This window comes from Bacillus sp. ISL-57 (assembly GCF_018613135.1).
Classification (GTDB): Bacteria; Bacillota; Bacilli; order Bacillales; family DSM-1321; genus Peribacillus; species Peribacillus frigoritolerans.
The window spans coordinates 88,753-101,825 of sequence record NZ_JAGGQV010000004.1 but is presented as its reverse complement, the minus strand read 5'-3'; the positions used below and the strand labels follow the sequence as shown (position 1 = coordinate 101,825).

General features: G+C 41.8%; 18 protein-coding genes. 5 read left to right on the top strand and 13 right to left on the bottom strand.

Annotated features, from left to right (window positions below; all coding sequences use genetic code 11):
• Window positions 1-112: 112 nt before the first annotated feature.
• Together J7I90_RS08900 and J7I90_RS08895 are read right to left on the bottom strand one after the other, a co-directional pair.
• The gene (locus J7I90_RS08900) at window positions 113-526 is read right to left on the bottom strand and encodes a collagen-like protein (RefSeq protein WP_214770698.1); all 414 of its coding nucleotides are present in this window, start codon (window positions 524-526) and stop codon (window positions 113-115) included.
• A gap of 147 nt (window positions 527-673) precedes the next feature.
• The gene (locus J7I90_RS08895; RefSeq protein WP_285289421.1) at window positions 674-1,600 is read right to left on the bottom strand and encodes a DNA-3-methyladenine glycosylase family protein; all 927 of its coding nucleotides are present in this window, start codon (window positions 1,598-1,600) and stop codon (window positions 674-676) included.
• A gap of 174 nt (window positions 1,601-1,774) precedes the next feature.
• Here J7I90_RS08895 and J7I90_RS08890 point away from each other — a divergent pair, with 174 nt between their 5' ends.
• A complete protein-coding gene (locus tag J7I90_RS08890) occupies window positions 1,775-2,371 on the top strand; it encodes a bifunctional transcriptional activator/DNA repair enzyme AdaA (RefSeq protein ID WP_214770697.1) in 597 nt (198 codons plus the stop codon).
• Window positions 2,361-2,903: a methylated-DNA--[protein]-cysteine S-methyltransferase gene (locus J7I90_RS08885; protein WP_214770694.1), complete on the top strand. Its 543-nt coding sequence runs from the start codon at window positions 2,361-2,363 to the stop codon at window positions 2,901-2,903. The genes J7I90_RS08890 and J7I90_RS08885 overlap by 11 nt, the downstream gene beginning before the upstream one ends.
• 25 nt (window positions 2,904-2,928) lie before the next feature.
• Here the strand turns inward: J7I90_RS08885 and J7I90_RS08880 are convergent, their stop codons facing one another.
• On the bottom strand, window positions 2,929-3,372 hold the full coding sequence (locus J7I90_RS08880) for a DUF2690 domain-containing protein (protein ID WP_214771306.1): 444 nt from the start codon (window positions 3,370-3,372) through the stop codon (window positions 2,929-2,931).
• A gap of 84 nt (window positions 3,373-3,456) precedes the next feature.
• On the bottom strand, window positions 3,457-3,918 hold the full coding sequence (locus J7I90_RS08875; RefSeq protein WP_396020419.1) for a DUF2690 domain-containing protein: 462 nt from the start codon (window positions 3,916-3,918) through the stop codon (window positions 3,457-3,459).
• Window positions 3,919-4,004: 86 nt separating this feature from the next.
• Between J7I90_RS08875 and J7I90_RS27730 the strand changes: the two genes are divergently transcribed.
• Complete coding sequence (locus tag J7I90_RS27730; RefSeq protein WP_285289420.1) at window positions 4,005-4,139, top strand: hypothetical protein; 135 nt, start codon at window positions 4,005-4,007, stop codon at window positions 4,137-4,139.
• Window positions 4,140-4,290: 151 nt separating this feature from the next.
• Here J7I90_RS27730 and J7I90_RS08870 read toward each other — a convergent pair whose 3' ends face one another.
• Window positions 4,291-4,917, bottom strand: coding sequence for an NUDIX hydrolase (locus J7I90_RS08870; protein ID WP_214770691.1), 627 nt, complete (start codon window positions 4,915-4,917; stop codon window positions 4,291-4,293).
• Between the two features lie 39 nt (window positions 4,918-4,956).
• Window positions 4,957-5,223 carry a transporter suffix domain-containing protein gene (locus tag J7I90_RS08865; RefSeq protein ID WP_311315237.1) on the bottom strand — a complete coding sequence of 89 codons (267 nt, stop codon included), beginning with the start codon at window positions 5,221-5,223 and terminating at the stop codon, window positions 4,957-4,959.
• 204 nt (window positions 5,224-5,427) lie between these two features.
• Here J7I90_RS08865 and J7I90_RS08860 point away from each other — a divergent pair, with 204 nt between their 5' ends.
• Window positions 5,428-6,132 carry a copper homeostasis protein CutC gene (locus tag J7I90_RS08860; protein ID WP_251025187.1) on the top strand — a complete coding sequence of 235 codons (705 nt, stop codon included), beginning with the start codon at window positions 5,428-5,430 and terminating at the stop codon, window positions 6,130-6,132.
• A 31-nt stretch (window positions 6,133-6,163) separates the two neighbouring features.
• On the opposite strand, the gene J7I90_RS08855 is transcribed toward J7I90_RS08860, so the two are convergent.
• From J7I90_RS08855 to J7I90_RS08840, 4 genes are all read right to left on the bottom strand, one after another.
• The gene (locus J7I90_RS08855; protein ID WP_214770688.1) at window positions 6,164-6,586 is read right to left on the bottom strand and encodes a UPF0715 family protein; all 423 of its coding nucleotides are present in this window, start codon (window positions 6,584-6,586) and stop codon (window positions 6,164-6,166) included.
• Window positions 6,587-6,714: 128 nt separating this feature from the next.
• On the bottom strand, window positions 6,715-7,509 hold the full coding sequence (locus J7I90_RS08850; RefSeq protein ID WP_396020422.1) for a putative protein N(5)-glutamine methyltransferase: 795 nt from the start codon (window positions 7,507-7,509) through the stop codon (window positions 6,715-6,717).
• A gap of 199 nt (window positions 7,510-7,708) precedes the next feature.
• On the bottom strand, window positions 7,709-8,446 hold the full coding sequence (locus J7I90_RS08845) for a MerR family transcriptional regulator (protein ID WP_214770685.1): 738 nt from the start codon (window positions 8,444-8,446) through the stop codon (window positions 7,709-7,711).
• Window positions 8,447-8,772: 326 nt separating this feature from the next.
• Window positions 8,773-9,615 carry a pentapeptide repeat-containing protein gene (locus tag J7I90_RS08840; RefSeq protein ID WP_214770682.1) on the bottom strand — a complete coding sequence of 281 codons (843 nt, stop codon included), beginning with the start codon at window positions 9,613-9,615 and terminating at the stop codon, window positions 8,773-8,775.
• 242 nt (window positions 9,616-9,857) lie between these two features.
• Between J7I90_RS08840 and yyaC the strand changes: the two genes are divergently transcribed.
• Entirely contained in the window at window positions 9,858-10,427 is a 570-nt protein-coding gene (yyaC, locus tag J7I90_RS08835) for a spore protease YyaC (protein ID WP_214770680.1), read from the top strand.
• A gap of 75 nt (window positions 10,428-10,502) precedes the next feature.
• Here yyaC and J7I90_RS08830 read toward each other — a convergent pair whose 3' ends face one another.
• The 3 genes from J7I90_RS08830 to J7I90_RS08820 form a co-directional block, all read right to left on the bottom strand.
• A complete protein-coding gene (locus tag J7I90_RS08830) occupies window positions 10,503-10,649 on the bottom strand; it encodes a hypothetical protein (protein ID WP_176474374.1) in 147 nt (48 codons plus the stop codon).
• Between the two features lie 65 nt (window positions 10,650-10,714).
• A complete protein-coding gene (locus J7I90_RS08825) occupies window positions 10,715-12,025 on the bottom strand; it encodes a CitMHS family transporter (protein WP_214770678.1) in 1,311 nt (436 codons plus the stop codon).
• Window positions 12,026-12,367: 342 nt separating this feature from the next.
• Window positions 12,368-13,072, bottom strand: coding sequence for a response regulator (locus J7I90_RS08820; RefSeq protein WP_214770676.1), 705 nt, complete (start codon window positions 13,070-13,072; stop codon window positions 12,368-12,370).
• Window position 13,073 lies beyond the last annotated feature (1 nt).

Below are 13,073 nucleotides of genomic sequence, written 5' to 3'. Positions count from 1 at the left end.
TCCACCTTGTAATCTTAATGATGTTTTCTTTGGACAATACTGCTTCTGTCTAGAAAGCAAAACAATCTGAAAAATAAAATGCTCAAAGGAAACATTTCCTTTGAGCATTTTTTCAAAAACAGGTAAATGAATTGATTTGTCTTGTATCTATGCCAAAAACCGTCCAGAACCTGCCATTCCACCTGAAGCCGGCAACAGAACGCGGACCGACGAAGATGGGGTAAAACCAGAAACGCGCACCATTGTTTAGCCATATAAAAGTATTCCTGAACAGACAAAACGAAATCGCACCCGGATCTATCGCAAATACTGAAGCCGATTGCTGTTGGGGGATAAACGCTGGCGGAGGGGCAGTAGGTGCTTGCGAACCCGGCGGCAGTCCCGGTTGACCTGGAAATTGGGGTAAACCAGGGATGCCCGGTTGACCTGGAAATTGAGGTGAACTAGGGATGCCTGGAAAGCCGGGTAGACCGGGAAACTGCCGTTCAAGATAAGCTTGATCTTCATACTGATACGTTGGGTACATATAGTCATTCACCTCTATAAGATTGAATGTAATAAGTTATGAAATATGGACCCAACGTGTTTGGGCTGGAAAGGCATTTATATTAGAAAATAATATATCTCCGAATATGGGGATATATCGACGTTACTTGCAGGTTTATCCCGGGAATCAATATAGCATTCTCCATAAATAGAAGGTTGCATAGGATTCCCAACCGGCCCACGCTTCCGATAGTTTCAGGATTTCCGCTTTCGTTGGTTTTGCTTCTGTTTGCATGAGAAGTTTCATGGAATTATGCAGCCCGACGTCATCGATGGGAAAGGCTGCTGGAAAACGCAAACAGCGCATCAAGACATAGTTCGCTGTCCACGGACCGATTCCCCGTATGTTGGTCAGCATTTTTTCAGCCTCTTTTACATCCTTTGCATTCAATAGCTTTTCTTTAGTAAGTTCCCCTTCTGCAATCAGTTGGGCAACACCTATTAAATATTCACACTTCTTTACCGTCATCCTCAAATCGACAAAATCTTCGACAGTCAATTTCGCGATCGCATCAGGTGTCGGAAACAGCCAATATTGCGTTCCCTCGAATTCAACATGTTCACCAAATCCCTCCACAAGTCTCCGTTTCAAGGTATAGGCATAAGTCAAGTTAATCTGCTGACCAAGTATTCCCCAGGCAATCGCTTCAAATAAATCAGGGATGCCCATATTTCTCAGGCCGAAGAATTGGCTTACCGGCTTTTGCAATAAAGGGTCCTTTTGGGCCAATTCATAAAAAGGAAGCAGATTTGTCTCAAGATCGAACCAGTGACGAACGTATTGGCAAACAGCATCCTTTACCTGATTTTCCATCGGTGCTGTTCGTCCTGGGAAACGGACGGTCAGCTCCGTTTCATTCATCGCACTGATTTCTATTAAAAATGTCTCGTTTTCGACAATAAGTGCTCGATAAACTTTTTGATCAACAATATCGAACAGACATTCATTGGAGGATCTTGATAAGTATTTAAGATTTTCCGAAAAACTAAACTCCTTTGGTGCATGAATCCTCAATTCCATCATGCCTTCATCATTTGATAATGTCTCTTTCATCCTGCTCCCTCCTTTAGCTTTATTCTAATGACAAACCGATACGTTATCTTGCTCTTTCTTTGAACTCCCTAATTTTAGCAAAACTTATTGAACAATTACGTTATCTTGCTTTTATATTCTCAAAATGTTTGTATATCAACCATTTCTTGTATACTAAATGGAGAGGTGAATGTAGTGAATCCGAAAAAAGCAGATTTCCCGAATGAATATTGGAAAGCTATTATAGATTGTGATGCAGCATATGATGATCAATTTTTATACGGAGTAATTACGACGGGCATCTTTTGCAGGCCCTCCTGTAAATCCAGGGTGCCCAATAAGGAAAACGTGAAGATCTTCAAAAATGCCATGATGGCTTTGGAAGAGGAATTCCGGCCTTGTAAACGATGTAAACCGGAAGGACTGAATGTGCCGACAGAAGAATGGGTTGAACAAATAGCCGAATGGATCGACTCCCATTACAGCGAACACCTCACTTTGAACAAATTGGCGGATATTTCCCACGGCAGCCCGTATCATTTACAACGAACATTCAAGCGTGTGAAGGGGATATCGCCCAGTGAATACATCCAGCGGCTTCGCCTTGAAAAAGCGACGAGGCTGCTGGAAACCTCCGAACTGCCGATAATTGAAATAGGCTTCGCTGCCGGTTTCTCCAGTACACCCTATTTCATGACGTTATTCAAAAGGAAAATGGGGAATACCCCTTCAGGATATAGGAATGCTTATCTCAAAACTCAAGCATTGGAGCGTGAAGAAAATGAAGAATGATAAAGAACAAACCATTGACTGGGCCATATTGCATTATGATAAGTGGCAATTATATGTGGCCAGGACGGAAAAAGGGCTTTGCTATGTAGGCTCTCCCGGTCAAACCTATGAAGAGCTGAAGTCCTTGATGCAAAAACGCTTTCCAAATGCGAACCTTGTTGAAAATGAAAAAGCATTAAATCCCTATCTAAAAGAACTACAAGAATATTTCGAAGGAACCAGGCAGACTTTCTCTCTTCCTGCAGATATAAAAGGCACGCCCTTTCAACAAGAAATTTGGGCAGCGCTGAATCAAATACCCTATGGACAAACCTGTTCCTATTCCGATATTGCCCAAATCATCCAAAGACCTGCAGCTGTTCGGGCGGTTGGTACGGCCATTGGCGCCAACCCAATTCTGATCACGGTGCCATGTCACCGGGTTATCGGAAAAAACGGGGCCATTACCGGCTACCGTGGAGGTGCGGAGATGAAACGATATTTACTTCAATTGGAAGCACAATCTGAGCGCAAAAAAAGCATCCGGCTATAAGGATGCTTTTTTACGTTTTTGTTTTTTAGTACCAAATAGTCACCGCTTTATTATAGGCATCACTATTTGGAATCGCATGTATCCCTTGGGCCTGTGCTTTGCGCGGGTCATAATCATATACCATTGGTGTATAGCATGAGGTCTGCCCGATATTCACGACACCATTGCCCCCGGAACTTGAGCATGTATAGGCCTTACCATCAGTACTTCGGACGATTCTGGCATCCGCTTCATGATTGTATACGGCAGGGCGTGTTACGGTCACTTTTGCCCAGGCGGTTTTACACACAGTGCTGTATTTCAATTCTACGTACGAATTGGAATCGATCCATTTTTTATCCTTCGTTACCGCCGAATCTGCACAACTATTATAGTAAGGACTTTTTCCATCATAGGTGTGTGTTTCGGCCAGTGCTTGATTTTTTCCAAATCCAAAGTCGACAATAAACATCGACAGTGTCATCACCATGGATAAACCTATCATTTTAAGCTTTTTATTCAATTCATTCATCCTTTCTTTGCAAAAATATAGATGAAGGTTTTTCTTTTTTCATTAATACCAGTCGGTTTCACCTGCTGTATATGGCCAAAAGGCTACCGCTTTCGCTTTTCGCGGATCTAAATCATATACCATCGGTGTATAGCATGACGTTTGACCTTTATTTATTTCACCATTTCCTCCAGGAGATGCACAGCTGAATTGTTTATTATCAGTATTTCGAACAACCAATGCCGTTGCCTCACCATCCGCTATAGCCGGTCTGCTTAGAGTGATCTTCGCCCAGGCGGTTTTACAGACAGTGCTGAATTTCAACTCCAAATTGGCAGAACCGCCATTGGCATAAATTTTCACCGACTTCTTCGTGACAGCGCTGTTCGCACAACTATTATAGTAAGGACTTTTTCCATCATAGGTGTGTGTTTCTGCTGACGCTTTGCTTGCAAAAGAATCAAGGGAGCCAAAAAGGACTAAAGAAGCTACAAAAAATGAAATGCATAAAACCATTTTTTTCATTATTTCACTCATCCCCTTAACAAAATTCATACACTGTTCATCTTACAATTTTGTAATATTCTTACAAGTGATAAATTCCCTAGTTCATGAAAAACGACATCCCAGCCTTTACGGTGCAGCCAGGCATCATCATTACAGTCTGGTATGTCTCGCTATATCAGCTGAATCATCACAGAGACAAAGTCATTATCCCTATGAGCCATTCAGGACAAATAAGGTAACAACTAAGAACTTATGCGTATCAAGCTGGAATAAAACGAGCCAATAGACTGCCGTTGATCGGAAAAGATACAGGTCGATATACTTAATGTTTTTTTCAAGAAAAAAGAAAAGCCCCGACAAAACTCGAATCGTTTTGCCAGGGCTTTATTTTCATTTAGCGAGGTTTTCTCTGATCAATCTAATGATGCTATCATAATAGGAACGATCATGTGGAACGAACTCATTCCGTCCAACAAATCGATCGACCATCATCCTCAGGCCTTCGTGATTCATTTCAAATCCCTTAATATTCACTTTGTCCTTCGCTTCGGTCCAAAGCTCTTCGAAGTCAGTCAGCACAACCTTCACCATCCCGGAAACCTCTTCTGGCTGCAGCGTGAAATCATCGAAGCTATGTGCACGTTCATATAGAAAGACGTTTGCCAGTTCTTTGTCGATGAAACCTTCTTTCGTTTGATGGTATTCAATAATCCCTAATGGAACCAACTCGTCAAAGGAAACGTCAATGCCCAGCTCTTCTTTAATCTCCCTTACTCCGTCGTATACCGTTTCATGAGCCAGTAAATGGCCGGCAGCCGTAATATCCCATAGATTCGGATAATCTTTTTTCATCGCACAACGATGCTGAAGATATAGGTAATCCACGCCATCTTCCGAACTTGCGAACCAGCAATGGAAAACCTCATGCCAATGTCCCAATCTATGTACTTCCTCTCGCGAAGCCACGCCGGTTTGAATGCGATTGGAATCGAAAACTTTCAACAACTCCGTTTCCATTTGAGCTTCACTCCCAGCCCTTTTTTATAAAAAACAGCTTCAGCCTTTTTCTTTTCTCCAATTTTTCGGGTTTAAATAGCCCTTATATTTAGCGGCCACTTCTTTACCGACCAAAAGCGCGCCTGCCCAAAACATCACTTCCGCAAAGACAATCGCACCTGTGATGACCCCAGCCTTAACCGCAGCCGAAAATGGCGTAAAAGGAGCTGCGACAGGAATGATCCAAGTGAGAAGGGAAATGATAAGGAATCCCATCCCTACTTTGTAAAACCTCGATTTCTTTATTTCCTTGCTTTCTTTATCCAATTAAATAACCTCCGTCATGATGATTTTCATTGAATTACCCTGCCGAACATTCCACTTTCAAATATACCATTGAATATATTCTTTTTTTATACGTTTGAATGTTCATTTCGTTTCATAAATTTGAGAAATAAAGATTTCCATTTGTGGAAAACTATTAATGAATTGACTTTACGATTTTTAATGGATTTAATATTCATATAACACTTGCATGCAGGAAAGGAAAATCCAATGTACATTGAATTCATTGCCACAACAATAGAAGATGCCCTCATAATCGAAGAATCGGGCGCAGACCGAATCGAGCTTGTCAGTTCTTTAGCCGAGGGGGGATTAACTCCAAGCCACGGCCTGATAGAAGCTGTCGTCAATTCAGTGAAGATACCGGTCAACGTGATGGTAAGGCCTCATAGCCAATCTTTTTGCTATACGCGAAAGGATTTGGAAATCATGAAAAAAGATATCCAAATCATTCGATCACTGGGAGCGAACGGGGTCGTATTAGGTGCATTAAATGAAGAAAATGAAATCAATCGACCATACCTCGAAGAACTATTGACCGTATGTGAAGGTTTGGAGATTACATTCCACCGAGCCATCGATGATACGCACGACCCTGTCATTTCAGCTGAAATGCTAGCAAAATATCCAGAAATCACTACGATATTGACCTCAGGTGGGCACGGGGATTTCCCTAGCCGCATGAAAACGATTCAACAAATGAAAAGAGTCTGCGGCGACATAGCCCTACTGGTCGGAAGCGGCTTGAATAAGGATAATATCCTTTCTATCCATTCCGAACTGCATACCGGTCACTATCATTTCGGTACGGCTGTTCGAAAAAACAACAGTATCATTGAAGGAGTTACAATAGAAAAAGCTAAAGAAATCGTAAACTTGCTAAAGAAATAATGTTGGAAGGGACCATTAAACCGGTCCCTTTTTATGATGCAGAGCTATTTTTTTGTAAAAAGACCGAATCCCAAAACCAAAAAAACAGTGCCGCTAAAAGGCTGATTGCATAGTAATTCTTTGTAGTTAAAATATCCATGCTTAAGTCAAAATTAAGCACCGACCTATAAATGAATACGGCCGGCAAAGAGAAAAAAATATAAAGACAAAAATAGTTTAAACTGAATTTTTTAGGATGTTTATTGAAAAGGACCTGTACCGGAACAGCAAATAATAAATATGGGATAACGACATAAAAAGAATTCACGATAATGCCAATCATCCCCCAGGTATCCAGGCTGAATGCAACCATCACCGTGGAAAGCGACAGACAGGAAGAAACTAGACTAAAAAAATAATAAGGAATCACATCGCTTAGTTCCGAAACCTTTTGACTGATTTTCCAAAGTACCATGTAAACCGACACCTCAAGATGACTTGGATTTTTTCATTGCTCGATTGCCTTATTTTGTTGCATAAATTTGATTTTTGAAGGTCATGTTTTTTCCCTAGTCATAACTTAACAAATGCCCAAACATTTCTTTAGAGTGCGGGCCTGGTTCCAATTACGACAGTGGCATCCAATTCTTCACACTTTACCATTTGTGGCATCATTCCGTATCCAGCAAAGATTTCAACGGTCTGCATCGCTTGCCGCTCACTCGTCTCGACTAACAAATGGGATCCAGGTGCCAACCAAAGTGTTGCCGAGGCCGCCACCCTTCGCTGGACATCAAGCCCGTCCGCACCGCCGTCCAATGCCACCCTCGCCTCATGCATGCGCGCTTCATGGGGTAATAGACCGATTCCCTCAGTGGGGACGTATGGTGCGTTTGCGACCAGGACGTCAACACGCCCCCGTAAATTTGCTGGAAGCGGTTCATAGAGGTCACCTTCGTATACTTGACCATTGATTGAAGTGACGTTACGACGGGCGCATCGCACCGCGGCTGGGTCAATGTCGACTGCGTACAACTCGATACCTTCGAGAACATCGCCAACCGCGGAGCCAACCGCGCCCGGGCCGCAGCACAAGTCCACTACGACTGCTCCTGGCATAGCGAGTGATGTCGCTTGGCGGACCAAAAACTCGGTCCGTCGGCGGGGTACGAAAACTCCAAGATCAACCTCTATCCGGATACCGCAGAATTCCGCCCAGCCGATGACGTGTTCAAGGGGCAACCCCGCTATCCGTCTATCCACCATCCCAGCAAGCTCGGCCGTTGTCCGTGCCTCGTTGATAAGCAGCCGGGCCTCTTCCTCGGCAAAAACGCAACCTGCGTCCCTAAGTTTAGTGACGATGCTTGTATAAATGGTATCTTCATTAATAGCCTCCACTTTACTTCCGTCAACATCATTGATTTTCCCGAGGTTAAAGAAGTCATGCCTAAATTCCATAAGTTTCCCCCTATTCTCTTCGATTCTAAATATTCCCATAATCATAGTATACAACTTCTTAAACTGACCGTCCCTTCCGCTCCAAAATAAAAAGGTTGCCGCAGCAACCTTCCATCATGAAATTTCTCAATCTTGGGATTTATTTTTTGTTAGCATCTGCAAAATGCGCCATCGCATCACACATGAATTTTGCCAATCCTTCACCGTATTGGTCAATATTTTTGGTGAAGCGTTGATCGTCCACGTACATTTGACCTAATCCTTTGAAAGCATCCAGCGAGTATGTGCCGAAGTTATTGTTCAAACAATCATACCATTCTTTAATGGCTTCCTGTGCCTCCTCCGACTTAGGCGAAGCATCTCGGATTGCCGCAAGTTTTAAATAGATCTCCGATACGACTTTCTGTGCATCGTTGGACATGCCCGCCACTTTAGCCTTCGACTCATCGACAGCTTTATCCCCCCAAAGCTTGCGGGCCTCTTCTTCATATGGATTCTGACTGAAGTCAAATCCTTCAAATTTCTCTTTATTCGTCATCTGAATTTCCCCTTTCATATGCTTGATCGATTTTTCGACCGTCTTAATTAATTTATCGAGCTGACTGCGTTTCTCCAGTAACTTTTTTTGATGCTGCTTTAACGCATCTTGTTTATCAAACGAAGAGCTGTTCACCATTTGTTTTATTTCCTTTAATGGCATGCCAAGTTCCCTGAAAAACAGGATTTGCTGCAACATCTCAAGATTATCATTCGAATAAAGGCGATAACCTGCATCGGTTATTTCCTCCGGCGATAATAACCCGATTTCATCATAATAATGCAGTGTCCGCACACTAATGCCAACCAAATCGGCTAGCTCCTTCACTTTCATCGCCACTGCTTCTTACCTCCTTTCGATAACATTTACATTAAGGTATCACGCAACGTCAGAGTCAAAGGAAAAAATGAAAATTTCCCGCCCAAATTTAAAAGACGACCCTTCCTAATGAAGAATCGCATGTTAGTAGAGTTCACTCTTTGTAAAAGCTTCGGATTAAAGCCAAATTTGATGTTCAGCACTATGTAGTAAATTTCCCATTACTCGCGAGTTTCGCGCTTTTACTCGTGAGTTTGGCAGCTTTACTCGCGAATTGCACGCTTTTACTCGTGAATTCTGAACTTTTACTCATGAGTTTGGGCTTTACTCATGAATTGAACATCCTTCTACCTCCAATGATCGGGAATCCTTAATGCGTGCGGTAATTTTGTCTTCGTGTCGCCTTTAGCCGAGTTAATCTGTGCTTGTGTGATGAAGAAGCTTCCGGTAAGATCGGCACCGCTTAAATCGGCGTCCCTAAAGTCTGCACCGATCAGGTCCGTCACTCTCATGTCGGCTTCCCTGAGGTCAGATGCAATAAGCAAAGCCCCCCTTAAGTTCGCTCCCCTAAGGTCTGCACCTCTCAATTTTGCACCGATCAGGTCACTTCCCCTGCCTATTTTGTTCGGCTTTTTCTTATTTTTCTTAAATGGAACCTTTGCACGCACCATTTCACTTGTGCGCAGGAGTAAATCATTAACGATCGTTCTATGAGCTGGTACATTCAGGTCCATGATAGACTCTGGACTTTGTTTAGTGAGGTATTCCGTGTCTTCAAAAGCGGCCTGCAATTCTCGGTGAAGAGGTTGCGCATCTTCTAAACTCAGTGCTTCATTTAAGTAGCAAAGCATTTCATGGAGTTGTTGCATAATAGGAAACACTTCGAACATTTCCTTTGCTGATGCTGGGTTGTCCCTCCAATCGTTTCCATCATAGGTGAGCTGGGATACCTTTTGACCGGCACCAAAGCATTCATATACCGTGCAGCCTTTATACCCTTTTGCTCTGAGACTTTCATGGATGCCGCAACGATAATCGGATTGAAGATTTGAACATGGTGTACCTCCATCTTTATCAAATGCAAAATCAGCAGATTTTGCATAAGGCAAAGCTACACAGCACAAACCAAAACAATTCTCACAGTCTGCACGTAATTGATTATGGATGCTATCGTTATTCGTTAATTGCATTCTTACACTTCCTTCTATAAAACACTGGCTCTGCCTTTCTAAAAACAAAGGTTTCATACAGTATTTTTTTCTTTTCATTTTATTTAAAAACCCAATTAATCTATATATTAACAAAATATATATAAACAAGAAATGGTATTCCACTTGATATGGCGGCTGAAATTAATCATTAGAGGGGAGCAAGTGATTTCCATAATCATGTTATAATTTATTCAAAATCACCGTACTCTAGGGGGGGAGCCATGTATCCTTTTGATGGCAGGAAAAATGGGAAGACAAAAAAAGAAATACAGGATTGCAGCTACACGTTGGATACAGAAGGAGAAATTGACGAAATGTCTTTTCGGATTGCAGGAGTTCTTCCGTCAACGACCAAAGAGATCATCTTTTTATGTATTGGCTCAGATCGATCCACAGGAGATTCATTCGGGCCTTTAGTAGGGACGATGCTTAGAGAAAACCAAGTCCCTTATCATGTCTTCGGAACACTCGCAGAACCTGTACACGCCCTTAATTTGAAAAGTATTTTGAAACAAATAAAAAAGCGATTTAAAAATCCCTTTATTTTTGGTATCGATGCTTGTTTAGGCGGTTATCATCAAATCGGTTCTATTATTCTGACAAAAGGTCCTTTTAGCCCTGGTGAAGCGATGAATAAATCCTTACCTGAATTGGGTGATTATCACCTAAAAGCCGTCGTAAATTATTTAGATCCCCTTTTGCCCAAACAGTCTCTAAATGAAACAAGACTGGATACTGTCATGAATCTGGCGAAGATTACCACAAGAATCATTGTTAAAAGTCTAAAATAATAGGAAAACCCCAATAAAGCCTAAGCTTTACAGGGGAAACAATTAAATGCATAGTCTTGAAGGACATTGCTATCATCATGCTAAACCTGGGTCATTAAAGTAAATAACTTCTGAAAGAATCTTATTGCCCTGAATATTACAGAAAACGTCCCTTGCTGCTTGTTCTGTTTCAAATTCATACATTACAATATCTCTACTTTCATAGAGTGTGATGATCCACATTGAAAATCCTCCATTTATTAAATATCGATTTGCCGATCTGCAAGATAGAGTAACCAACCCTTTTACTAAATGACTCCCAAGATTATCGCCGCTATTGTCATGACAGTGACAGTCCCTAATGCCCATTTCACGGCAAACCGCTGTAAATCCCCGAAGTCAGTGCCAACTAAACCTATTAGCAAATGTGCTGCAGCTACCAAAGGACTCAATACGTGTATCGGCTGCCCTATTAATGAGGCGCGCCCTATTTCTGCCGCGCTAATCCCATAAGCATCAGCGGCTTGTGCGATAATGGGAAGTACGCCAAAATAGAATGCATTGTTTGACATAAAGAAAGTAAAAGGGGCACTGACATACGCAACAATAACCGGTAAAAATGGTCCAAAAGATTCCGGGATTAAAGAGACCAACGTAATGGCCATTGCATCAATCATTTTCGTTCCAGACATGATGCCGGTAAAAATCCCGGCTGCTATGACAATTGAAACGACGGCCAATGCATTTTTCGAATGAACAGCGATCCTATCCTGCTGATCTTTCAAATCAGGATAATTGACCAATAACGCGATGGCGAAGGCAATCATGAATAAAATGGTCAACGACATAAAATCAATGATTAATGATGCCATCAGCACAATCGTTAAAATGAAGTTGAACCAGACCAATTTCGGCCTGCGATAATCACGGGAAACCGTTGTGGCCGCTAACTCGGAATTGGCCTTTGAGTTCATTTCATTTGTGTGGTTATGCTGGATCTCCACTACGCCCAATCTCTTTCGTTCCCCTTTTCCCAATATAAAAGCCACGACAAGAACCCAAATTAGGCCAAATCCCATGACAGGAATCATTGGCAAGAACAATTCCGATGCGTCAAGGTTCAACGATGCCATCGCCATAGCGGAAGCTCCCCCCCACGGTGTCATATTCATTACACCCATGGATAGCATCGCTACAGTGGCTAATATTATTTTGTTCATGCCCAGACGCTTATAAAGGGGTAAAAGCGCTGAGACAGTAATGATGTAAGTAGTTGTCCCATCCCCATCTAATGCGACGGTCATTGAGAGAATAGCGGTTCCTACAACTATTTTTAAAGGATCTCCTTTTACTACTTTCAATATTTTAGAAATGAGCGGATCAAATAAACCGGAATCTATCATTATTCCAAAATATAAAATCGCAAATAAAATCATTATGGCAGTTGAAGCTATCCCTTCAACACCATCCTGCATCATGGGCCCCAGCTCTGTAAAAAATCCCCCAATCACTCCAAATATGATGGGAACGAGCATAATGGCCACTAGTGCCGATAGTCGCTTCGACATAATTAAATACATGAATACTGCAATCATCGAAAATCCTAAAATGGATAACATCTTCAAGCTCCCTTCCGTTTATCACCATCTTGTTTTGATAGCGCTTTCTTTAGAGACTATCATCCATTAAACCTTATTCACATATAAAGAAAGTAATAAGAGTTTTTTTCATTTTTTTCACGCCTGAAAAAGAAAGGCTGTTTTCGCATTCTTTGTTGCTATTTACGAAGTAGTGCAGTGTGGTTGATTTCCCCTCCAGGTGCTCGCTTTCCNNGCTCCCACAGGAGTCTCGCACTTCCGCTCCAATCAATCTAAAATAGTTTCGTTTTAAAACAACAATCTTTACGAAAAGAGCCAAAAGAAAAAACCCCATTGATGAAAATGAATTTCATCAACTGGGATTTACATGTGTTTTATTTTATATTTTCTTTCAGGCCTTCCAATACTTCCATACAAAACCTCAACTTCCATTTCATCGCAGGAAACTAAATACTCCAGGTATCTGCGCATGGTTGAATAACTAATTCCAACAAGCTGACCTAGTTCATCCGCGTTTAAACTGCCATTGATGTTTTGAATCTTGCTTCTGACCATTTTCAGGGTATGTTTGTCTATCCCCTTGGGAAGAGAATTTATTTGGACATCATTTGCTGTATTTGTATTACTTATCGTCCGAAAAAGAGTATCCACTTTATCTTGATTTACTAAATTGCTATTATGAAGCTGCCGTCTCGTCATGTCGTATTGGTTGAGAGTCGCAAGAAGCTTATCGATAATGATCGGTTTTATAAGGTAACCAAAAGCCCCTCCCCTAATCGCTTCACTGACTGTTTCGGTATCATTCGCGGCGGTGATCAGAATTACATCAATCCCCCGGTATTCCCTCCTAATTTCCCGAAGAAGGTCAATTCCATTCATATCAGGTAAAAAGATATCCAATAAAATTAAGTCCGGTTGTGCGGCATGCAGTATATTCAGCGCTTGCTTGCCTGTGCTAGCTGTAGCAATGACAGTAAATTGATCTAGTTGATTCGTAAATTGTTTATATATATTCACTGCATTCTCGTCATCTTCAACAATGACAACTGTAATCGGTCCTTTGGACATT

Coding starts and splice junctions, on each gene's coding strand:
- J7I90_RS08820 (WP_214770676.1), bottom strand. CDS start 13,072: ATGTCCAAAGGACCGATTACAGTTGTCATTGTTGAAGATGACGAGAAT.
- J7I90_RS27730 (WP_285289420.1), top strand. CDS start 4,005: ATGAAAAACGACATCCCAGCCTTTACGGTGCAGCCAGGCATCATCATT.
- J7I90_RS08895 (WP_285289421.1), bottom strand. CDS start 1,600: ATGAAAGAGACATTATCAAATGATGAAGGCATGATGGAATTGAGGATT.
- J7I90_RS08900 (WP_214770698.1), bottom strand. CDS start 526: ATGTACCCAACGTATCAGTATGAAGATCAAGCTTATCTTGAACGGCAG.
- J7I90_RS08885 (WP_214770694.1), top strand. CDS start 2,361: ATGAAGAATGATAAAGAACAAACCATTGACTGGGCCATATTGCATTAT.
- J7I90_RS08870 (WP_214770691.1), bottom strand. CDS start 4,917: ATGGAAACGGAGTTGTTGAAAGTTTTCGATTCCAATCGCATTCAAACC.
- J7I90_RS08840 (WP_214770682.1), bottom strand. CDS start 9,615: ATGCAATTAACGAATAACGATAGCATCCATAATCAATTACGTGCAGAC.
- J7I90_RS08825 (WP_214770678.1), bottom strand. CDS start 12,025: ATGTTATCCATTTTAGGATTTTCGATGATTGCAGTATTCATGTATTTA.
- J7I90_RS08880 (WP_214771306.1), bottom strand. CDS start 3,372: ATGGTGATGACACTGTCGATGTTTATTGTCGACTTTGGATTTGGAAAA.
- J7I90_RS08875 (WP_396020419.1), bottom strand. CDS start 3,918: ATGAAAAAAATGGTTTTATGCATTTCATTTTTTGTAGCTTCTTTAGTC.
- J7I90_RS08830 (WP_176474374.1), bottom strand. CDS start 10,649: ATGTGGATCATCACACTCTATGAAAGTAGAGATATTGTAATGTATGAA.
- yyaC (WP_214770680.1), top strand. CDS start 9,858: ATGTATCCTTTTGATGGCAGGAAAAATGGGAAGACAAAAAAAGAAATA.
- J7I90_RS08855 (WP_214770688.1), bottom strand. CDS start 6,586: ATGGTACTTTGGAAAATCAGTCAAAAGGTTTCGGAACTAAGCGATGTG.